This window comes from Streptomyces sp. NPDC002619 (assembly GCF_042889305.1).
Taxonomy (GTDB): Bacteria; Actinomycetota; Actinomycetes; order Streptomycetales; family Streptomycetaceae; genus Streptomyces.
On sequence record NZ_JBIAQV010000021.1, the window covers coordinates 118,209 to 138,516 of the forward strand.

The window sequence follows — 20,308 nt, forward strand, 5'->3', positions numbered from 1 at the left end:
GTGATCGTGCACGGCCGGGCCGTGGGACGGAACCGCTTTCTGCCGAGGGCAGAGGGGTCAGCGGCCCGTCGGCGGCGTGTACTTGTAGCCGACGCGGCGGACCGTCTGGATCGCCTGGCGGTGCTCCACGCCCAGCTTGCGGCGCAGCCGGGCGATGTGGACGTCGACCGTGCGGCCGTCGCCCACGTGCCCGTAGCCCCAGACCGTGGTGACCAGTTGGTCCCGCGTGTGCACCCGGCCCGGGTGCGCCACGAGGTGGGCGAGGAGCTCGAACTCCAGGTATGTGAGGTCGAGATCCCGGCCGGCCACCTGGGCGGTGCGCTGTACGGAGTCGATACGGACCAGCGGTTCGTAGCCGCCGCCCCGCGGAGCCTGAGTGGCTTCCTCGGGCCGGTCCGGCACCGCGACCGGCAGGAACGGCGGCTGCTGGTCGGCCGGGACCAGCACCAGGTAGCCGATCATCGGCGGCTGGCCGGGCAGGGTGGGCAGGGTGTGCTGCGGCGCCGGCAGCCAGGTGGCGCCCGGCGGCAGAAAGTCCGCCACGTCGACCACATCATCCCGGTCGACGGCGCGCAGCCGGTGCCGGGAGCCGTTCGCGGGGAGCGCGGCCGGGGCGGTGAGGTCGGCGGTGGAGAAGGAACGAGTGGTCGCCATGAGAGGTCAGCTCTTTCACGCGAGAGGTTCGTCGGTCAGGACGACGGCCGCGATTCGTGGTCGGGGCCCGTCGAGGGACGTACGTCGTGTCGCGCCGGCCGAAGACCGGGGTGTGCGGCTTTAGAGGGCCGGCGCGTTCGTCGCGCGGCAACACACCCGGTCGTAGTCGTGATGCTGACGGGAAGGCCAGAAGGGCTCGAGGTCATGGCGACCCGTCGCGGTGTACTTCTGGAAGCTGGCCATGCGCCCATTGAAGCAGACACCGACCCGTAACAGGAGCTCCTCTCACTGAGCGGACGGCTGGTCCGGATCACCGTCCCACAGTGCGGACAGCACGAAGGGGCGCCCACCTCGGAGGTGGGCGCCCCTTCGAGGAGCCGATGGCGCGGATCAGACCTGGCCGGCCTTCTCCAGCGCGGTGCAGCAGGTGTCGACGATCAGCCGCGTCACGACGTACGGGTCGACGTTGGCGTTCGGACGGCGGTCCTCGATGTAGCCCTTGCCGTCCTTCTCGACCTGCCAGGGGATACGGACCGAGGCGCCGCGGTCGGAGACGCCGTACGAGTACTCGTTCCACGGGGCGGTCTCGTGCAGGCCCGTCAGACGGTCGTCGATGCCGGCACCGTAGTTCTTGACGTGGTCGAGGGGCTTGGAGCCCTCACCGAGCGACTCGCACGCGGTGATGATCGCGTCGTAGCCCTCGCGCATCGCCTTGGTGGAGAAGTTGGTGTGCGCGCCCGCACCGTTCCAGTCGCCCTTGACCGGCTTCGGGTCCAGGGTCGCGGAGACACCGAAGTCCTCGGCGGTGCGGTAGAGCAGCCAGCGGGCCACCCACAGCTGGTCGGAGACCTCCAGCGGGGACAGCGGGCCGACCTGAAACTCCCACTGGCCCGGCATGACCTCGGCGTTGATGCCGGAGATGCCCAGACCGGCCTGCAGGCAGTTCTCCAGGTGGGCCTCGACGATCTCGCGGCCGAAGATCTCGTCGGCGCCGACACCGCAGTAGTAGCCGCCCTGAGGGGCCGGGAAGCCGCTCTCGGGGAAGCCCAGCGGACGGGAGCCGTCGAAGAAGGTGTACTCCTGCTCGATGCCGAAGATCGGCGCCTGCGCGGCGAACTTCTCGGCGACCTCGCTCAGCGCGGCACGGGTGTTGGAGACGTGCGGCGTGAAGTCGATGTTGAGGACCTCGCACAGCACGAGGACGTCGTCACCGCCGCGGATCGGGTCCGGGCAGGAGAAGACCGGCTTGAGGACACAGTCCGAGGCGTGGCCCTCGGCCTGGTTGGTGGAGGACCCGTCGAAGCCCCAGATCGGAAGCTCGGCACCCTTGGCATCGTCGGCGAGGATCTTCGTCTTCGAACGCAGCTTGGCCGTCGGCTCGGTGCCGTCGATCCAGATGTACTCAGCCTTGTAGCTCACGGGGCCACATCCTTCGGGGTGTGTCTGGGCGCACTTGCGGGTGCTGCGGCGCTGCGGCACCGCTGGGTGATGCCCGGCAGCTTGTCAACAGGCGATTTCCCGATCATTGCCCGGTTGTGAACCCCGTGTTACCTGCTCGTTCTGTGCTGCGGCTCACGTTGTGAGGGGGGTTGGGGTGGGGTAGGGGGGACAATTCGCCAGCCAGGTCAGCAGGGTTCGGGAGGCTATTGCCCGTCCTCGTCGGCGGCGTCCCGCACCCCCGTCAGGAAGCCCCGGATCGCGGCCAGTTCCCGCTCGTCGTACCCCCGTAGCAGCTCCACAGACCGGTCGATCAGCGGCCCGAAGAAGGACCAGCCGAGCTCGACCGCGCGCTCGTCCACCTCGATGACGACCTTCCGCCGGTCCCCTTCCCCGCGCACCCGCCGCACATGACCGGCCCGCTCCAGCCGGTCCACCAGTGCCGTGGTTCCGGCCGAGTTGAGCCCGAGCGCGGCGCCGAGCCGCCCGGCGGTCGTCTCCTCGCCGGCCCGCCGGGCGTCCATCAGCGCGATCAGGGCCCGTACGTCCGTCGGGTGCATGCCGTTCCGGCTCGCGAACCGGGCACTGTGCAGGCCGAGTTCGAGGGCCACCGAGCGCAGCAGATGAACGATCTCCATTTCGGGATCGGGGCGGGCTGACATACGGAACCTCCGGCTATTATCTCGTTGAGCAAGTATCTCGCCCAACGAGATAATAAGGGGGTTCCATGGGCACGTACGACGACGAAGCCTTCCGGGTTGCGTACGACAAGGTCATGGCGAAGTGGCCGGCGGACCGCGAGGCGCTGACGGTCCCCACACCCTTCGGCGACACGCACGTCAACGCCTGCGGCTCGCGCGCGGCACCCCCGCTGCTCCTCCTGCCGGGCGGCGGCGGAGCGACCTCCGCCTCCTGGTACGCCCAGGCCGCCGACCTGTCCCGCACCCGCCGAGTCCTGGCGCCGGACCTGCCCGGCGTCCCCGGCCGCAGCGCTCCGGGCGGCCTCCGTACGGTCGCCGACCTGACCGCCTGGCTCGACGCGCTGCTCGACGCCCTGGGCGCCGGGGAGTTGGATCTGGGCGGGCACTCGTACGGCGCCTGGATCGCCCTGCACCAAGCCCTGCACGCACCGGACCGGATACGCCGCCTGTTCCTCCTGGATCCGACCCAGTGCTTCGCCGGATTCAAGGCGGCCTACCTGCTCCACGCTCTGCCGATGCTGCTGCGACCCACACCGGCCCGCGTCCGCGCCTTCCTGACCTGGGAGACAGGGGGAGCACCCCTGGACCCGGACTGGCTGAGCCTCCAGGAGAGGGCGGCCGGCTTCCCTGCTGAGAGGCCGGTGACGGGCCCCCGCCCCAAGCCGGACGCGCTACGCGCCCTCGACATGCCGATCCTGCTGCTCCTGGCCGGGAACAGCAGGACACATGACACCTACGGCGTGGCGGCAGAAGCGGGCCGGCTGCTGCCGCACGCGGAGACGGCCGTACTCCCGGACGTCTCGCACCACGCGCTGCCCCAGTCCGCGCCCAAGGACCTCGGCCGCCGCCTCACCGCGTTCCTCGACGGCTGAGCCTCACCCCACCTTCTCGATCAGCGCACGGCGGATCAGGAACTTGCCGGGCTCCCGGACCTGTTCGAAGGCGGCGTTGTTCAGAAGGACACAACTCCCGGACACGGAGGTCACCTTCACGGTCGTGGACTTGTTGTTGTCCAGGTTGGTGACCTTCAGTGTGGTCCCCGCGGGGAACTGGTTGCTGGACGCCGCCGGGGCACCGGCTTCGCCGGAGAGGGTGACCGTGGAGCCGTTGCAGACCTGCTGCCCGGACCCGGCCTGCGCGGGCGGCGCGGGCGGCGCGGACTGCTGGCCGCCCGCCGGGTTCTGCTGTCCGTTCTGCGCGGGCGGTGTCGTCTGGGAGCCCTGAGCCGACTCCCCAACGACACAACCGGCCGCCTTCTGCTGGACCTTGATCTGCTCGATGACGGCCTGCCGGTTGGCGATCCGGGCCTCGGACTGCGCGTCCGGGGCGGCCCGCTGGCCGTCGATGAACTTCTCGTTGTTGCCGAGGGCGGTGGCCAGCCCCTGGCAGACCGTCGAGTTCGCGGCGGACAGGGGCCGGGCGTTCTGCGTTGGGCTCTGGGCCGCGTTCGAGGTGGCCGCCATGACGAAGGCCCCGCCGCCCGCCACCGCCGCGGCACCGACGAGCAGGCCGATCTTCTTCTTCGTGCCGGGAGTTCTCCTACGCGACATGCGCGCCTCCTGAAGAGGTAGGGGAGCGTACGCCGCTATGTACGAGATGCCGAACGAGGTTACTCAGCGGTTGCACGAGTCGCAGAAGTAACCTGCGTCACAGTGGAATTGAGGTGCTGTCAGTCCTGGGTGCGCGAGAGAGCGTCCCGCACGGCCTCATCCGTACGAGCCACGACCGCCGTGCCGTCGTCCGCGGTGATGATGGGCCGCTGGATGAGCTTGGGGTGCGCGACGAGAGCGTCGATCCACCGCTCCCGGGAGTCCTCGTCCCGCGGCCACTCCTTGAGCCCCAGTTCCTTCGCCACCGCTTCCTGGGTACGCGTGATGTCCCACGGCTCAAGCCCGAGCCCCTCGAGCACACCCTTGATCTCGTCCACGCTCGGCACGTCCTCCAGATACCGGCGGACGGTGTACTCGGCCCCCTCGGCGTCGAGGAGACTGACAGCGCTGCGGCACTTGGAACAGGCGGGGTTGATCCAGATTTCCATGGAGCCACGGTAACCGTGGGCGGCGGGCAAGGCCTGTCTCGTCGGTCCAGGAGTATCCTGTTCGAATTCTCATCGCCTCACGAGTATCTCGCTGCCCTGCCGTGACACGGTCACAACTTCCTTGCTGACCAGGGATTTTGGCGGAATTTTCGGCTCCCCGGATGTCAGTGCCCGGCAGTAGACTGGAAGCAGTGTTCGAGGGCGTCGCCGGGAGTTCCGTACGGCGTCCTGACCGCGACAGGAGGATGCCCGTGCCCGCTGCCGCCTTGAAGCCGAAGCCGCTGCCCACCCAGTCCACCGCGAAGCGACCCGTCCAGCTCGATCTGCCGTACGCGCCCGTGGCGAAGCGTCAGCTGCCGCCGGGGCGCCCGCGCGAGTGGTACGTCACGCACAACCGCCGTCTCAAGGCCATGCGTCTGGCCATAGCCTTGCTCGACTCCGGCGTGTACGTCCCGAACCAGGCCCGCAACGAGACGATCCGCAGCACGGCCGCGCGGATCGGTGTGCATCCGCCGTCGGACACCACGTGCCACATGGTGCGGGCGCTGATGCGCTACTCGAGGTGAGCCGTGGCGCCGGGTGCCCATTGTTTCTTGGGGGCGCCCGGCGTTCTCTCGACAGAGAGGTCGCTCCTTCAGGCCGACAACTCCTTCTCCAGCGGCGTCCGGAAACGAGGTGTCACCCGGGCCTCGGCCACCACGCCCCGCACCCGTTCCGCCGCTTCCGCGATCGCAGTCTCCGCCGCGCGCCCCACGCCCGGGTCCAGCACCCGCCACGCGAGCTCCCCGTCCGCGCGTTGCGCCCACCCGCCGACCACCCGGCCGTTCCACCACACCGTCGGCCCCACGTTGCCGCTGCGGTCGAAGAGTTGGGGCCGTAGTTCCGGTGCGAGATACCAGTCTCGGTGCTGCCAGGCCATCGCCGTCGGGTCCAGGGCGGGGAGGAAGGCCGCCCAGGGTTCCCCCGGGGCCGCGACCGGCTCGGTGTCCTCCCGCGTCACGTATCCCGTCGTGCCCTCGTCCAGCGACACCGGCTCCGCGCCGATCGCCGTCAGTGCCCGGCGGACCTCCGTGACCCGCCACCCCGTCCACCACTTGAGGTCGGCCTCCGTCGCCGGGCCGCACGCCCTGAGCCAGTGGCGCAGCAACTCGGCCTGTGCCTCCGCCTCGTCCAGCTCGGGGTGCTCCGGCGCCACCGCCCAGCGGAACTGGCTCGACGTCCATGAGCCCAGGGGCCGCCCCCGGACCACCTTGCCCTCGACGCCCAGCACCTTCAGCAGGCGCGTCGAGACGGTGTGGATGCCCTCGTAGCTCTTCCCGGCCGCGTACACGAACTGCTCGCGCAGGCGCGGTTCGTCGGCCGCCAACTCCGTCGCCGTCGCCTGCCCGCGCCGGGCCAGGGCGGCCAGCGTCGACGTTTCGACCTCCGCCAGCCAGGCCGCGTCCGGGGCACCCGCCTTCGCCATGGCCTTGAAGAGTGCGGCCCGTTCGCGAGCGGCGACCGTGAGGCCCGTCGACGCGTGGACCACGGCCGTGAGCGCGGCCGGGAACACGAACACCGTGTGCCGCATGCCGTGCATCCGCACCAGCGTGCGGTCCTCGTACAGGGCCCGCTCGGTCTCCGGCACCGCCTTGACCGGCTCCGCCAGCCGCGCGCCCACCGCGAGGTGCACCGTCGCCGGGTCCGAGCCGTGCAGCGCGACCAGCGCCGCGGCGACCTCCTCGGGAGCCGCCGCCCGTGCCGTACCGGCCAGTCGGTGCCGTACGGCGAGCCGGGCCCGCCGCTCCGCCGCGTCGATGTGCCGCCGCCCGCCACCGCTCATGTCTGCCTCCGCCACCTTCCGGCCGGTGTCCCTTGGCTCGCATCCTCGCCGATGCCACTGACAATCGGCCCCCGCCCCGGGCCGTCCGCTCGTCACCCGAACATCCATCCCCGGAGTGCGGGCGCCCGCGGTCGGGCTTTCACTGCGATCAGGAGGTGACCAGACCAGAGGAAGGCGCGCCGTATGAACAGCCCCGCCGACCGTGTGGGCCGCGGCAAGGCTGCCCGCAAACGCGTCTCCCGCTCCGCGCACGCCCTCTGGCTCCCGCCCGTCGACCGGCGCGATCCCGTCGCCGTACTGGATCGACAGTGTCGCGACCGGCTCCCGGAACTGCTGCCCATCCGGTACGGCAGGATGGCCGGCTCGCCGTTCGCCTTCCTGAACGGCGCGGCCGCCGTCATGGCCGCCGACCTCGCCGGCCAGCCGCACACCGGGCTCACCGTGCAGCTGTGCGGCGACGCCCATCTGCTCAACTTCGGCGTGTACGCCTCGCCGGAGCGGTCCCTGCTCTTCGACCTCAACGACTTCGACGAGACCTTCCCCGGCCCGTTCGAGTGGGACGTCAAACGGCTCGCCGCCTCCATCGCCGTCGCCGGGCGCGAGCACGGGCACGGCGAGGCCAAGGTCCAGCGGGCGGTCCTGGCCGCCGTCGCCGCCTACCGCACCGGCATGCGGCGGCTGGCCCGGCTCGGCGAACTGGCCGTCTGGTACGAGCGCATCGACGCCGACAGCCTGGTACCGCTCCTGCGCTGCGCCCGGCAGCGCCGGCGCCTGTCGTCCAGCCTCACCCGCGCCCGCCGCCGCACCAACCTCCAGGCCGTCGGCAGACTGACGGAGACGGTCGACGGCCGTCGGCGCATCATCCACGACCCACCGCTCCTCGAACCCGCCGGAGCCTCCGACGAGGCCTCCCTGCGGAAGATCTTCAGCGACTACCGCTCCACCCTCTCCGAGGAGCGCCGCCTCCTGCTGGACCGCTACCGCTTCGTGGACGCGGCCCGCAAGGTCGCCGGCGTCGGCAGCGTCGGCACCCGGTGCTTCATCGTGCTGCTCGCCGGGCGCGACACCGACGACCCGCTGTTCCTGCAGATCAAGGAGGCCCGCAAGTCCGTACTGGAGGAGCACCTGCCCACCGGGCCGTACGTCCACCCCGGACACCGCGTCGTCGCGGGCCAGCGTCTGCTCCAGGCCGCCGGCGACATCTTCCTGGGCTGGATGACCGGCCCGCAGGGCCGCGCCTTCTACTGGCGCCAACTGCGCGACATGAAGGGCTCGGCCGACGTCGCCGGAATGAACCCGGCCGGCCTGCTCGCCTACGCCCGCCTGTGCGGCACGGCCCTGGCCCGCGCCCACGCCCGCTCCGGCGACCGCATCGCCATCGCGTCCTACCTGGGCACGGCGGACACCTTCGACCGAGCGATCGCCGACTTCGCCAGAAGCTACGCCGACCAGACCCACACCGACCACGCCTCCCTCGGCGCAGCGGTCGCGGCAGGAGTGGTGGAGGCGGCCCCGGGCGCGTGACCGGGCGTCCGCCCAACTCCGGCGCCACGACTCACCGGGCCGCCTCAGCCGCGCGGCTCACCTGCGCACGTCAGCCGTACCACTCCATCAGCCCGCCCACATACGCCTCAAGCCGCCCGGCCAGCACCTCCGACGTGAGGTCGGTGCGGCCCAGTTCGCGCCAGGGCGAGGCGAGTTTGGCCGCGTCCGGGGAGTAGGCGAGGGCATCCAGGAGGCGCCAGTAGAGGTGGTCCGGTGCGGCGGCCTGCGCCCGGCCGCCCGCCGCCTCGTAACGGGCACGGAAGCCCAGCCCGTGCTCCGGGCCGTGCAGCAGCGCGAGTGCGGTCGAGCAGTGGGCGACGTCGAGGTCGGCGGGACCCCACGAGGTCTCCACCCAGTCCACCACCCCGGTCACCCGCAGCGCGTCGCCCACGCCCGCGAACAGCACGTTCCCGGGGTGGAAGTCCCGGTGCAGGAAGCAGCCCTCGTACGGCGGTGTGTCGCGGCGCAGGACGTCCACCGCCCGCTCCCAGAGCCCGCCGGGCGGGACACGCACCCGGTCCGCCGAGGTCCACGCCTGATACGCGCGCGGACGCTCGTCGGGGACGACCTCGTGGATGCGGACGAGCTGGGCCGCCAGCAGGTCGAGCCGGTGCTCCAGATCGTCGTCGTCCACCCGGACCCGGCCCGGCAGCTGGGACATCAACAGGCTGGGGTGGTCGCAGTGTTCGGCCGTGGCGTCCACCGCGACCGGCACGGGGGCCGGGACGTCCTCGTGCGTGGCCAGCAGCCCGAGAACGTCGGCCTCGCGGGTCAGCAGGCCCGGGGCGTGATGGCGGAAGAAGGGCTTCACGAAGGTGCGCAGGACAAGGTCGGTGCCGTCGTCGAGCGTGAGTCCGCGCATCTGGGAACTCCAACCGCCCGACAGGAAACGGCTGTCGACGACCGTACGGCCCTCCGGCAGCTGCTTGGCCACCCAGCCGCGCGTTGCCGCCCAGCCGCCGTCACCCAGACCCGTGAGCAACGCTTCCGCGAACTCCCCGCAGTCCCCCGGATGATCGCGGAACCACAGGCCCAACATGTGGTCGGCGTCGGGGAGTTCGAAGCGGGTGTACTGGGATCTGGCGGTCAGGGACTCCTGGATCGCCTCCGTCACCTCCGGTGGGATCACCGTGTCCGTGCCCGGGACCGCCAGCACCGCTCGGCCCGTGTATGACCGCAGTACGTCGAACGCGGGGGACCGGCGCCAGCTTTCCGGGGTGCGGATGACTTCGCTGAATCGGGCCTCGCCGGTGCCGAACGGTAGGTCCCAGGCCTCCGGTGCGTACACCGCGGGTGCGCACAGGCCGAGGGCCGCGACCCGGGCGCCGTAGTGTCCGGCCAGGTCGGCTGCCGTCTGGCCGCTCATGCTGAAGCCGACCAGGATCAGGGGTTCGTTCCGCGGCACGTACGCGTCCATCACCTCCACCGCCTGCTCGTAGCGCCGCCGCAGGCTCAACTCACTCAGCTCGCCTGTGCTTTCGCCGTGGCCGGAGAAGTCGAAGGCGAGGACTTGGCAGCCGCGGGCGGTGAACTCGTCGAGCAGCGGCAGCAGTCGCTCCTTGCTGCCGTTTCCGGCACCGTGCAGGAGGACCACGGCGGCCCGGCCGGGGCTGCCGTCGTGGACACCGCTGAGTGCCTCGCCGTCGTACCTGTAGGTGAAATCGATGCGCTTCGAGGGCTCGGTCATCGGCCCATTCACTCACATCGGTCACACCCGTTACGGCAGTCACAGCCAGCGCAAAAAGGAGATGCACGGCGCGTGACCGGCTCCCTACGCTGGACACGCGTTGCGGAGCCGCTCACCTCCGCTTTCCGCAGGAGCGGCAGCACCCTGCGGAGTCGGGGCTAGTCTCGACACCGCTCAACCACCCACGCACACGGAGGCCCGTGATGGGCACCATCGTCATATCCGGGACCGTCGTCCTGGTGATCCTGGGATTCGGAAACCACGGCTGGTGGCTCGCCGCCGTCGCCGTGCTCTTCCTGTACCTGCAGTACGGGCGGGGGTCGTCCTCGTCCTCGTCCTCTTCATCGACCTCGGCGTCCTCGCCCGGTGGGGGAGCCGGCGCGCCCAACACCTACCAGGCGTACCGCGAGCGCCGTGACCGCCAGGCCAAGTGGGAGCGCCGCTACCGCCGCGAGCGCCCGTTCGAGACCCGGCGCCAGGAGCGGGGCAAGTGAGGTCCCGGGGAGCCTTCGGTCACAGGCCGGGGGCTCCCCACACCGGGAACCACCGGCTCAGGTCCTGCTCGATCCGCAGGTCGTTCGCGAGGGTCGCCTTCACCTGCAACTCCAAAGCGTTGTCGCGCCGTTGCGCCTCGCCGGGCAGCGGCGCGAAGGGGTAGAAGGTGCCCCGCTTGTAGAGGTAGACGAGCGCGAGCCGCCGGCCGCCGTCGTCCTCGAACCCGGCCAGGGAGCACAGCAGCTGCGGGCCGAAGCCGTTGGCCTCCATCGAACTGTTCACCGCGTGCAGATCGTTGACCAGCTGCGGCAACTGGTCCGGGGTGCGCCGCGACACAAGCCAGGAGTAGCCGTAGGCGTCCTGCCGCAGCTCCACCGGCGGACCACTGCGCTCCGCATCCGCGTCGAGCAGGGCCTGGACCTCCCGGTGCGTCTGCTCGAAGGCCGCGCCCTCGACGGTCGCGAAACACACCGCGCCGCCCCCGGTCGGCGTGAACCCGGCCGCGGCCTCGAGGGTCACGGCCGCCGAGGGCAGCGCGAAGAGCTGGTCGAGGTCGGGTGCGACGGGCTTCGTACGGCCCAGGAGGATGTCCATCAGGCCCATGCTCAGCCCGCCCTCCCCGGCGTCGCCGCCTCACCCAGCTCTGCGGAGATCCGGCCCAGCTGCTCCAGCCGCTGCTCAAGGCTGGGGTGGGTCGAGAAGTACCGGGACAGTCCGGGCTCGGCACCCAGCGCCGGAGTGAAGTAGAAGGCGTTGAAGGCCTGGGCCGTACGCAGGTCCTTCGTCGGGATCCTCGCGATGTCCCCGGAGACCTTGGTCAGCGCGGAGGCCAGCGCTGAGGGGCGGCCGGTCAGCAGCGCGGCGGCGCGGTCGGCGGCCAGCTCGCGGTACCGGGACAGCGCCCGGATCAGCAGGAAGCTGAGCGCGTAGACGGCCGCCGAGATGCCCATGATTCCGGCGAACACCATCAGCGTGTTCTGGTCCTTGCGCCCGCGGAAGAGCTGCGAGTAGAAGGCGAACCGCACCATCAGACCCGCGAGCACCCCGAGGAACGACGCGACCGTGATCACCGCGACGTCCTTGTGCGCGACGTGCGACAGCTCGTGCGCGAGCACGCCCTCCAGCTCGGCCGGCTCCAGGCGTCGTAGCAGACCGTTGGTCACGCAGATCACCGCGTGATTGGGGTTCCGGCCGGTCGCGAACGCGTTCGGCATGTCGATGTCGGAGACGGCGACCACCGGCTTGGGCATGTCGGCCTGGGCGCACAGCCGGTCGACCACCCCGTGCAGGTCGGGATACTCCTCCCGCTCCACGGTCCGGCCGTGCATCGCGTACAGCGCGACCCGGTCGGAGAACCAGTACTGCGCGACGAGCAGCCCCGCCGCGAGCACCACGACCAGCACCCAAGACTTCAGCAACACGATCAACGCGGCCACGAACGCCACGTACAGCAACCCGAGCAGGAACAGCGTGATCCCCATGCGCGCGGTCAACCGCCGATCGCTCCGGAAGCGGCTCTGCATCTGCCATCACCCCGCAGTCATGCACTCGTCCCGCCATCCAGTGTGCACCTACGGACTCCCATGAACAGGTCGCGAACGGCCCTAGGAGCAGCAAAAGGTCCCTGTGAGCCACCGCACGCGCACGCTGGGCTCCGGCGAACCCGTACGGTCCCCTCTAATACGGCCCGTGCAGCTGCGCGTATCCCAGCAGGACGATCACCGCGGCCACGCAGCCGAGCACGATCGCCGTCGATGTCCAAGGCGAGCGGCGGGACGTCACGGGGTCCGGGTCGGCGCGGAACGGGGTCGGGTCCGGGGGGTTCTCCTTCCAGCGGGCGGCGAGCATCCGGGCCCGCGCGGAGGGCTCCTTGTGCTCGGCCGAGCTCGCCCACCTGTGGTCGAACTCGCGCTGCCAGTCGTCCTGTTCCGTCATCCCCGTTGCCACTTCTCTCGTCGGACAGAGCCAGGGTGGATGATCTCCCGACAGTAGGAGTTCTGGGAAGGGCGGAAGGTTGTACGGGCCACGGCTTCGCACCCCGTCGCCCTCAGGATGCTGACTGCTCGTGGCGGGTCTAGTCTCAATAGGTGACCAAGGACCGCGCCCGACTTTCGCTCTGAGGTCGCGGCCATCCGTCTCGTGCAGGAAAACCGCACGACAGGGTGGAAGGAAGGTATCCCCCATGAAGGCACAACGTGCTAGGCGTTTCGCCGCAGTCTCCGCTGTCGGTGTCCTGCTCGCAGGTGGCGCCACAATCGCCACAGCTTCTGCGGCGTCCGCCGCGACCCCCAACCAGGTCTCGACCCAGATCTCCACCAACCGAGGCTGTTACAACAGCTGGGGCAACTGCGGCTACGGCTTCGGGAACCGGAACTTCTTCGGCAACGGCTTCTACGGCGGGTACGGAGGGTACGGCGGGTTCGGCGGGTACGGCGGGTACGGCGGGTACGGAGGGTACGGCGGGTACGGCTTCAACAGCGGCGGCGTCGTAGTGGTGCTGGTGCGCTGAGGCCACCGTCCCCGAACACGGCCGAAGCACGGCCGTCCCGAACATGGCCGAAACACGGCCGAGGGCCGCCACCTGCACTGTGCAGGTGGCGGCCCTCGGGACATCCCACGTCCGAGCGGACGTCGTATCTCACACGTCGAAGAAGTGATGACCTGGGTCAGTCACCTCGGCGGATCGAAGGCGCCGTCGGTCTGACCAGCACGGACGTCGTCGTTGTCTATCGTCATTGGTCGTCGTTGGCCTCCCTGGGACGGCCCACAGACGGCCCCGCGCCAGTAGCCGAGGGCCTCGCCCCCGGAACGCGGCCCAGTCCACGACGGCCTGGAACCAGGCCTGTCCACCCGGGCGGGGCCGCGGTGGGCGGCCCCGCCCGGGTGACGGGGTTGAGGGTGGTTACTTCAGCCCGAAGGCGCGGGTGATGCTCTGGGTGACGCTGTTGCCCTGGTCGTCGTGCGCGGAGGCACGCAGGGTGACGTACGTGGCGTCGGCCGGGGCGTGCAGTGTGGTCTTCCAGCCGTCACCGATGTGGTTGAGTTCCGCCTTGTGCCAGGTGGCGCCGTCGTCGTAGGAGACGTCAAGGGTGACGTCGCCGATCGTCTTGGAGCTCGGTACTCCCGGGAGCGGAACGTGGGAGGGCGTGACCGTGAGGTCGGCGTTCCGGCGTGCCTTGCCCGCGGTGTCGGTGTCGACGTTGTAGTCGAGCTGGATCAACGGCAGAGCCACGGCGGGCGTACCGGGCTCATTGGCCGCCGAGGTGAACCCCCACTCGGTCCGTGTGCTGGTGGAGTACGGGTTCGTCCACAGGCCCCGGGAATTCTCCGAGACGAGCCGGTAGGGAAGGCGCTCGGGGCTGAGTCCGAAACGGTCGACAAAGTCGCTGCCCGACTCAGCCAGGAGCGTGTCGCCCTGGTAGAGCTTCACGTTGTCCAGGACTTGGGGGTTATCTGCGGCGGCGGCGGAGCCCATGTGTGCCGTACCGGAGTCGCCCCAGCCCGGGATGGACGCGTAGATCTCGCTGTTGAACCGGGTCGGCAGGAAAGTGACGCGGGGACGCTCGATCGGGCCGAACCAGTGCTCATCGGTGGTCGTGCCCGCCTTGTAGTGCACCGGGGCGGAATTTTCCTGGACTTCACCGGGGAGTTCGGCCTTGGTCGCCCACGTGGTGTCCTCCTCTGTGGAGACCCAGTCAATGCGCTCACCCTGGGCCGGAGCCTCGTGTGCCACAGGGCTGGAAACTTCCCATCCGTGCCAGATGTCCTTGCGGTACTCGTTCGCCCTGTCCGGCTGGTAGTTGCGGAAGGAGACGTTGACGCGGGCCAAGTCCTTCACCGCCGGCCGGTAGGTCAGGTCAGCGGGCACAGCGCCGTCGTAGACATGGAAGAGGTCGTACAGGTAGTCGGTGGTGGGGTTGGAACCCACGGTCAGCGGGGTCGGACCGTGCTGGATCTCGGAGATCAGTTCTTCGCCCTCGTCACGGGTGAGCGTGGCTACCGTGACCGGCGGAAGGATGCCCGGCACCAGCACGGGGTTGGTCCAGGGTTGCAGCCGTCCCGTCCCGTCGTTGACGACCAGCAGCAGCCGTGCGCCGGCAGCCGCTGCCGCGTCCGCCTGCTGCTCCACCGAGTGGTCGTCGTCGTGCTGCCGCACCACGGCGACCTTGCCCTGGGCCCGCAGTCCGGCGTAGTCGGCCTCGGTGCCCTGTCCGGCGAAGACGGTGTCGAGCTTCATCCGGCCCTTGGGCAGAGGCGTTTTGGCAACCTGAACCCGCAGGTCGTCGAAGCTCCGCGTGTCGGAGTCCACCGTCAGCTTGGGCTCCTCCTTGCGCCAGCGCACGCCGAAGGAGAACTTACCCTCAGTGACCTTCTCTCCGGTGGGCAGCGCCCACAAGCTGTCGTAATAGGGCTCGGGCAGGAACCCGTACCCACCGTCTCCCAGCCCGGGCCCGATGCTCATCACGTTGTCGTCGGGGCCGAAGGACCGGTAGGCCTGCATCTGGGCCTCAGCGTCGACCGTCTTCTGGGGAGTGACGGCCGTGACCTGCCGTGCCTGTGATGCGTCCAGCGTGACCGCTCGATCCTGGTCCAGGACGATCTCGGGAGCGCTCAGCATCGCCAGGCCCAGGGAGTGCGGGCCGTGCGTGCCCTGCACGTCGCCTTGGAACCACGCGGCGTACGTGCCGACCGGCAGCCGGATGGTGCCCGTGCCCGACGAATCGAGCGTGTAGAGCGAGAAGTCCGGCGCCGAGCAGGGTAGCGCTGCCTTGCAGATGTTCTTTCCCGCCACGGTGAGCATCCCGGGGAGCGGCTTTCCGCTGCGGTCCTTGACGGTGATCGCGAGGTTGTAGCTCCTCGGTTCCTTGCCCACTCCGATGAGGGTGTGGGCGAGGACCTTGCCGTCGGCGTCGGAGGCGTCGATCATGCCGCTGAAGCGGCTGTCCAGGGGGGCCTTGTCCAGGTTGGCCGTGTAGGTGACCTTGCTGGTGCCGTGGGCAGGCACGGTGACCCGCGGGGCGGACAGGGTGAACAGACCCTCAGGCGCGTCAATCACGTTGATCGCCAGGTTGAGGGTGACCGGGGTGTCGGCGGTGTTGGTGTAGGTCACCTCCTTGTCGACCGTCTTACCGGGCTCATGTGGCCACAGGTCGTAGCCGGCGTAGGCGCTGCCGGTCGCGAACACCGTGTCCCGCACAGCGGCCGCGACGTCCACGCGGCCGGCACCGGCCTCATAGGGGGTGTACTGCGGGGTGGCCTGGGCGGAGTTGATCAGGGCATCCTTGAGCTGCTGGCCCGTCCAATCCGGGTGCGCTGCGGCCAGCAGCGCGGCGGCTCCCGCGACGTGCGGAGCGGCCATCGAGGTGCCGCTCATCGCCCTGTAGGGGTCAGTGTTGTTGGTCCAGGTGGCTTGGGACGAATTTGCCGCAAGCACGTCGAATCCCGGTGCGGTGATCTCCGGCTTGATCCCGAAGTCGCCCTCGCGCGGACCCTGGCTGGAGAAGTTGGTGAGCTGGTCGGAGCCGTCCACGGCGCCGACGGTGAGCGCGGCGTCCGCGGTGCCCGGCGAGGCGACGGTTCCCGGGGCTCCGCTGCCGTTGCCCGCGGCGACGACGAAGAGCGCGCCGGTCTCCTTGCTGAGATCGTTGACGGCCTGGCTCAACGGGTCGGTGCCGTCGGACGAGCTGCCTCCGAGACTCATATTGATGATCTTGGCGTGCTGGTCGCGGGCAGCCCACTCCATGCCCGCAAGGATCCACGACACCTGGCCCACGCCATCGCAACCAATGGCGTCGCACTTCGTTTTGAGTACCTTGCCGATGTGCAGCGAGGCGCCGGGGGCGACGCCCTTCTCCTGGCCGTCCGAGGCGGCGCCGGTGCCGGCGATGATGGAGGCGACGTGCGTGCCATGGCCCACGACGTCCTGGAGAGCGTCTTCGTCGGGCACGAAGCTGGCTGAGCCGGCGATGCGGTCTGCCAGGTCCGGGTGGGTGTTGTCCACGCCGGTGTCCAGCACGGCGACGTCGACGCCCTTAGCGGTGTTGCCGCCCGCCCATACCTCCGGGGCGCCGATCTGCGCGGTGGTGTCGGCCAGGTCGGCCTTGACCTTCCCGTCCAGCCACACCTTGGCGATGCCGTCGGAGAAGGAGGGCTGGGCGCCGCCGGTGGCACGCGCGAAACTCTGCGCGCTGGTCCCCTTGGTGAGCCCGGACCAGAAGTCGGCGGCGTGGTCGCGGCTCTCGGTCAGCGCGGCGCCCTTGATGCTGCTGAGGGTGTGGATCTTCGCGGCTCCGGCGGGAAGCGCCGGGGCGCGGACACCGGCGCGGGCGGCGCTGTCGGTGTAGTTGACGATCAGGGGGAGATGGTTGCTGTGCGCGTCGTCGTAGCCGTCGGCGAGGAGCTGCGTGACATTGAACAGATTCTTGTCGAGGAGTCCGGCGGAGACGTACGGCAGGGTGGAGTTGGGGTAGACGTAGGTGTCTTTTCCGCGCTGGCTGCTCTGGAACCCGACGGCTTCACCGTGCGGTCCCTTGACCTCTTTGGTCTCGGTGCCGTCGGCGGCGGTGGTGACGGTGACCTTGTCCCCGGTGATCAGGGTGACGGTCTGTTGCACGCCGGGACGGGCTCCGGCGGCATCCGATGCGTTCGTCGCCCCGGGCGTGGTGGCCGACGCGGTGGCGAATGACGGCGGGATGACCGTCAGGATCGCCAGGGCAGACCCGAAAGCTATCAGCTTCGATCTGCGGGGGAATGGGGTGGGCAAAGGGAACTCCATTGATGAAGAGGGAATAGAACGCCAAAAAACGTCAAAGGGCGGCCTAAGGGGCACCGTTGTAGGTTTTCGGCCGAGGCGGGCCGATCAACTGCCTTGACGGTCATCGTGACGTGGGCGATGCCGCCACTCCCGGCGGTGCCGATATGCAGCCACAGGCTGAGCGACGCCTTGCAGCCTGCCGGAACGGTCGCCGACTTGGTGGCGTTGTCGATGTGCGGGAAGCCCTACCCGTCCAGCCACGCGAAGTGCGGGCCAAAGTGGGCGATCTCACCCCTGTCGTCGTCGACGGTGTGGTTCCGCTCTCGAACCCACCGTTGCTCACCACAGACGCGACCAACGGCAGCGGGGACCGTCTTCCTGGGCGCAAGTGCAACTCCCTGTATTGCGGGCGCGGCGCGGTTCTCGTGGCAGACATGTCGGGTGAAGTGACGGATCGGCAGAGGATCGGACGGCCGACGCCGTGGACCGATCGTGGGGGTTCTGGGATCGCGCGGCCGGTGGGCATGGACGATCAGAGTTAAGGCTTGTGGCCGGGAGATGTACAGATCAGACTCGTGTCTGAAATCGCCAGCTGGCGAATCGCGCCAACAGGCCCGCCGGGCGGTGCCGACCAGGAGGACGTCCGGTGCTCGGTGCCCTTGGGATCAGCGAGTTCGACGAGCGGGTCTACCGCGCTTATCTGGCCAAGCCGGACCGGACAGCGTGGGAGATCGCCGAACACCTGGGCACTACACCCAGCCGGATACGGCACGCGGTGGCCCGGTTGGTGGAACTGGGCGTGCTGCGAAGAGAACGGCACGGCCAGTGCCAGCCGGTCAGCCCGCGGACCGCGTTGAGCGCACTGCTCGCCAGGCGCCGAGCCGATACCGAGGCGGCGTTCACCGCGGTGTGGGACGCGGTCGATGACCTGGCAAGTGAGTACCGCGCCAACCGGCTGCAGGGGGATCCGACCGAGCTGGTGGAGGTGATCACTGGTGAGGCGGAGGTCACTCTACGGGTGGCCGAGCTGACCCAATCGATGTGCACCCACTTCTGGGTTCTTGACCGGCCCCCGTACCTGGGCCCGTACAGCACCGAGTTGGAGGAGACCTTCACGAGGGACCTGCTGGGCCGCGGCGTCGACATACGGGCCGTCCACACCCCGGAGGAGCTGGAGCAGCCCGGCCGATTCGAGCTGATCACCTGCCTCGCCCAACTCGGCGAACAGGCGCGGCTCCTGCCGACCCTGCCGTTCAGGCTGCGGATCATGGACCGTCATGTCGCGCTGCTCGCACTGATCGGAGGACAGTACGACAAAATCACCGTCGTCCATCGGTCGGGTCTGCTCGATGCAATCCTCGAGCTGTTCGACGTCTACTGGCAGCGGGCACAACCCATCGTCTCGACGGCCCCGGAGACCCCCGACCAGCCGAGCACGGATGACCTCTTGCTGTTGAGAATGTTGCAAGCGGGCTATAAGGACCAGGCGATCGCCCGGCAACTGGGGACGAGCGCGCGCACCGTGACCCACCGGATCGCCGCGATCGCGTCCCAGCTCGGCCTCGACACCCGCTTCCAGCTGGGCACCGAAGCCGCCAAGCGAGGGTGGATCTGAGGAGGGTCGGGGACTGGCGCGGTGGCTGTGGCTCCGTTTCCAGTCGCCGCCGAGTCTCCATTCGAGCCGGGGCGGTTCAGTGTGATCGGTGGAACGCCGGTACTTCAGCACGATGGGTACATTGACCAACCGGTCATGCGATTCGGCAAGGTTCAGTCATGCGTGGCAGGACCGGATTGCCGGCTGTCTTGGTCTTCGGTGAGGGATACCGCCTGTGCGGCCTGGTCGTCCTCGACGGGTGCCATCGGCTCCAGGGCGGCGCGGAGCGCGGCGCGTGAGGTGATACCAAGCTTGGGATACAGCCGGTGCAGATGGGAGCCGACCGTGCGGTGGGACAGGAACAGCCGTTCGCCGATCTGCTTGTTGGTCAGGCCCATGGCCGCCAGCTCTGCGATCTGCCGTTCCTGCACGGTCAACGCGGCTGCCGGCGCGTCGGGCCCGGTGGTGGTGGCAACGCCGGTGGCACGTAGCTCGTTGCGGGCCCGCTGCGCCATCGTTTGGGCGCCGAGCCGGTCGAAGGTTTCGAGGGCGGCGCCCAGGTGCAGGCGTGCTCGGGTGGTGTCGCGAGTGCGGCGTAGCCATTGTCCGTAGGCGAGTTGGATGCGGGCGTGTTCCCATGGCCACTTGGCGGCTTCGGGCAGGGACAGGGCTGCCTCGAACAGGGGGCCGGCTTCGTCGTCGTCGGCGGCCAAGGCGGCAGCCCCGGCGGTCATCAGCGCCGTGCGGGGGGAGATGCGGTGGATGCCCGCCTGTTGAGCGGCGGTGACGTGGGCGCGGGCCTGGTCGATGCGACCGGTGCGGACCGCCGCCTCAACCAGGTCCATGACCATCCAGCGGCCGGGGATGCCGGGGCTGGGCGTGCCGGGTGGGTTGACCCGGGACGCCTGTACGTAGGCTGCCTCGTAGTCGCCCTGACTGAGGGCCGCGAGCATGCGCGCCCGCGGGGCGTACGCCTGCGTCACTTTGATGCCACGGGGCACCGCCCAGGTCGTGATCTCGTCGGTCAGGGATTGGGCGAGGTCCACGTTGCCGCGGGCGGCGGCGATGAGTGCCAGGTAGCACCGAAACTGGCCCTCAAACAGGTGATAGCCGTAGACCGTCGCCAGGTCCAGCCCCTCCCGCGCCAGGCTCTCGGTCTCGTCCCACTGCCCGCGGACCCAGGAGTCGCTGCTGAGCGCCAGCAACCCGGGAATGACCAGGGCGATCGCGCCGCGGTCGCGTTCCCGTTCGATCATGCTGCGGACCAGGTGGCGGTAGTCGGACAGGGCGTCTATCGCTTGGGCCGCGGCGAACAGGGGCCTGAGCTGCCAGGGTGCCGCGTCGGCGGGCAGGGCCGCGAAGGCGTCGGCGAGACCCTCCCGGACCGTGTCGGCGGTGCGGGTGGCATCGACGTACGCGTCGTAGCACAGCCGAAACGGGGTTACCGCCTCCGGTTCGAACCGGGCCATTGCGGTGTGGAGAAGCTCCCACGGCTCCGGCCGGGCGGCATAGAAGCTGACGTGCAGCAGCGCGTACAGGATCCCGTAGGAATCCCAGTTGTTGGTGGGCTTGCCGGTGTCG

Annotated in this window: 18 protein-coding genes; 6 read left to right on the forward strand and 12 right to left on the reverse strand. The window is 69.7% G+C overall.

Features of this window, described 5'->3' with window-relative positions; translation table 11 throughout:
- Window positions 1-57: 57 nt before the first annotated feature.
- From ACFYXB_RS28315 to ACFYXB_RS28325, 3 genes are all read right to left on the reverse strand, one after another.
- Window positions 58-654, reverse strand: coding sequence for a winged helix-turn-helix domain-containing protein (locus ACFYXB_RS28315; protein WP_389587100.1), 597 nt, complete (start codon window positions 652-654; stop codon window positions 58-60).
- Window positions 655-1,044: 390 nt separating this feature from the next.
- Entirely contained in the window at window positions 1,045-2,073 is a 1,029-nt protein-coding gene (gene glnII / locus ACFYXB_RS28320) for a glutamine synthetase (RefSeq protein ID WP_389587102.1), read from the reverse strand.
- Window positions 2,074-2,297: 224 nt separating this feature from the next.
- Window positions 2,298-2,753 carry a MarR family winged helix-turn-helix transcriptional regulator gene (locus ACFYXB_RS28325; RefSeq protein WP_389587104.1) on the reverse strand — a complete coding sequence of 152 codons (456 nt, stop codon included), beginning with the start codon at window positions 2,751-2,753 and terminating at the stop codon, window positions 2,298-2,300.
- Window positions 2,754-2,818: 65 nt separating this feature from the next.
- Between ACFYXB_RS28325 and ACFYXB_RS28330 the strand changes: the two genes are divergently transcribed.
- Window positions 2,819-3,664, forward strand: coding sequence for an alpha/beta fold hydrolase (locus tag ACFYXB_RS28330; RefSeq protein ID WP_389587106.1), 846 nt, complete (start codon window positions 2,819-2,821; stop codon window positions 3,662-3,664).
- A 3-nt stretch (window positions 3,665-3,667) separates the two neighbouring features.
- On the opposite strand, the gene ACFYXB_RS28335 is transcribed toward ACFYXB_RS28330, so the two are convergent.
- Both ACFYXB_RS28335 and ACFYXB_RS28340 read right to left on the reverse strand, forming a co-directional pair.
- On the reverse strand, window positions 3,668-4,342 hold the full coding sequence (locus tag ACFYXB_RS28335) for a hypothetical protein (protein WP_389587108.1): 675 nt from the start codon (window positions 4,340-4,342) through the stop codon (window positions 3,668-3,670).
- A 119-nt stretch (window positions 4,343-4,461) separates the two neighbouring features.
- Window positions 4,462-4,830, reverse strand: a complete 369-nt coding sequence (locus ACFYXB_RS28340; protein WP_389587110.1) for an arsenate reductase family protein — start codon at window positions 4,828-4,830, stop codon at window positions 4,462-4,464.
- Between the two features lie 251 nt (window positions 4,831-5,081).
- On the opposite strand from ACFYXB_RS28340, the gene ACFYXB_RS28345 reads away from it, so the two are divergent.
- Complete coding sequence (locus ACFYXB_RS28345; RefSeq protein ID WP_389587112.1) at window positions 5,082-5,396, forward strand: hypothetical protein; 315 nt, start codon at window positions 5,082-5,084, stop codon at window positions 5,394-5,396.
- Window positions 5,397-5,464: 68 nt separating this feature from the next.
- Here the strand turns inward: ACFYXB_RS28345 and ACFYXB_RS28350 are convergent, their stop codons facing one another.
- Entirely contained in the window at window positions 5,465-6,652 is a 1,188-nt protein-coding gene (locus ACFYXB_RS28350; protein WP_389587114.1) for a winged helix DNA-binding domain-containing protein, read from the reverse strand.
- Window positions 6,653-6,835: 183 nt separating this feature from the next.
- Between ACFYXB_RS28350 and ACFYXB_RS28355 the strand changes: the two genes are divergently transcribed.
- Window positions 6,836-8,176, forward strand: a complete 1,341-nt coding sequence (locus tag ACFYXB_RS28355; protein WP_389587116.1) for a DUF2252 domain-containing protein — start codon at window positions 6,836-6,838, stop codon at window positions 8,174-8,176.
- Between the two features lie 70 nt (window positions 8,177-8,246).
- On the opposite strand, the gene ACFYXB_RS28360 is transcribed toward ACFYXB_RS28355, so the two are convergent.
- Window positions 8,247-9,884 carry an alpha/beta fold hydrolase gene (locus ACFYXB_RS28360; protein ID WP_389587118.1) on the reverse strand — a complete coding sequence of 546 codons (1,638 nt, stop codon included), beginning with the start codon at window positions 9,882-9,884 and terminating at the stop codon, window positions 8,247-8,249.
- Window positions 9,885-10,087: 203 nt separating this feature from the next.
- On the opposite strand from ACFYXB_RS28360, the gene ACFYXB_RS28365 reads away from it, so the two are divergent.
- Window positions 10,088-10,378: a hypothetical protein gene (locus ACFYXB_RS28365; protein ID WP_389587120.1), complete on the forward strand. Its 291-nt coding sequence runs from the start codon at window positions 10,088-10,090 to the stop codon at window positions 10,376-10,378.
- Between the two features lie 19 nt (window positions 10,379-10,397).
- On the opposite strand, the gene ACFYXB_RS28370 is transcribed toward ACFYXB_RS28365, so the two are convergent.
- The 3 genes from ACFYXB_RS28370 to ACFYXB_RS28380 form a co-directional block, all read right to left on the reverse strand.
- Entirely contained in the window at window positions 10,398-10,982 is a 585-nt protein-coding gene (locus ACFYXB_RS28370) for a hypothetical protein (protein WP_351362230.1), read from the reverse strand.
- Window positions 10,983-10,984: 2 nt separating this feature from the next.
- Window positions 10,985-11,902 (reverse strand): zinc metalloprotease HtpX, encoded by a 918-nt coding sequence (gene htpX, locus ACFYXB_RS28375; RefSeq protein WP_389587122.1) that lies wholly within the window; start codon window positions 11,900-11,902, stop codon window positions 10,985-10,987.
- Window positions 11,903-12,056: 154 nt separating this feature from the next.
- Window positions 12,057-12,314: a hypothetical protein gene (locus tag ACFYXB_RS28380; protein WP_351362236.1), complete on the reverse strand. Its 258-nt coding sequence runs from the start codon at window positions 12,312-12,314 to the stop codon at window positions 12,057-12,059.
- Between the two features lie 247 nt (window positions 12,315-12,561).
- Between ACFYXB_RS28380 and ACFYXB_RS28385 the strand changes: the two genes are divergently transcribed.
- Window positions 12,562-12,888, forward strand: a complete 327-nt coding sequence (locus ACFYXB_RS28385; RefSeq protein ID WP_389587124.1) for a hypothetical protein — start codon at window positions 12,562-12,564, stop codon at window positions 12,886-12,888.
- A gap of 393 nt (window positions 12,889-13,281) precedes the next feature.
- On the opposite strand, the gene ACFYXB_RS28390 is transcribed toward ACFYXB_RS28385, so the two are convergent.
- Window positions 13,282-16,992 (reverse strand): S8 family serine peptidase, encoded by a 3,711-nt coding sequence (locus ACFYXB_RS28390; RefSeq protein WP_389587126.1) that lies wholly within the window; start codon window positions 16,990-16,992, stop codon window positions 13,282-13,284.
- A gap of 787 nt (window positions 16,993-17,779) precedes the next feature.
- On the opposite strand from ACFYXB_RS28390, the gene ACFYXB_RS28395 reads away from it, so the two are divergent.
- The gene (locus tag ACFYXB_RS28395; protein ID WP_389587127.1) at window positions 17,780-18,748 is read left to right on the forward strand and encodes a helix-turn-helix domain-containing protein; all 969 of its coding nucleotides are present in this window, start codon (window positions 17,780-17,782) and stop codon (window positions 18,746-18,748) included.
- Window positions 18,749-18,900: 152 nt separating this feature from the next.
- Here the strand turns inward: ACFYXB_RS28395 and ACFYXB_RS28400 are convergent.
- On the reverse strand, window positions 18,901-20,308 hold a 1,408-nt coding region (locus ACFYXB_RS28400), incomplete at its 5' end, for a response regulator transcription factor (protein WP_389587129.1).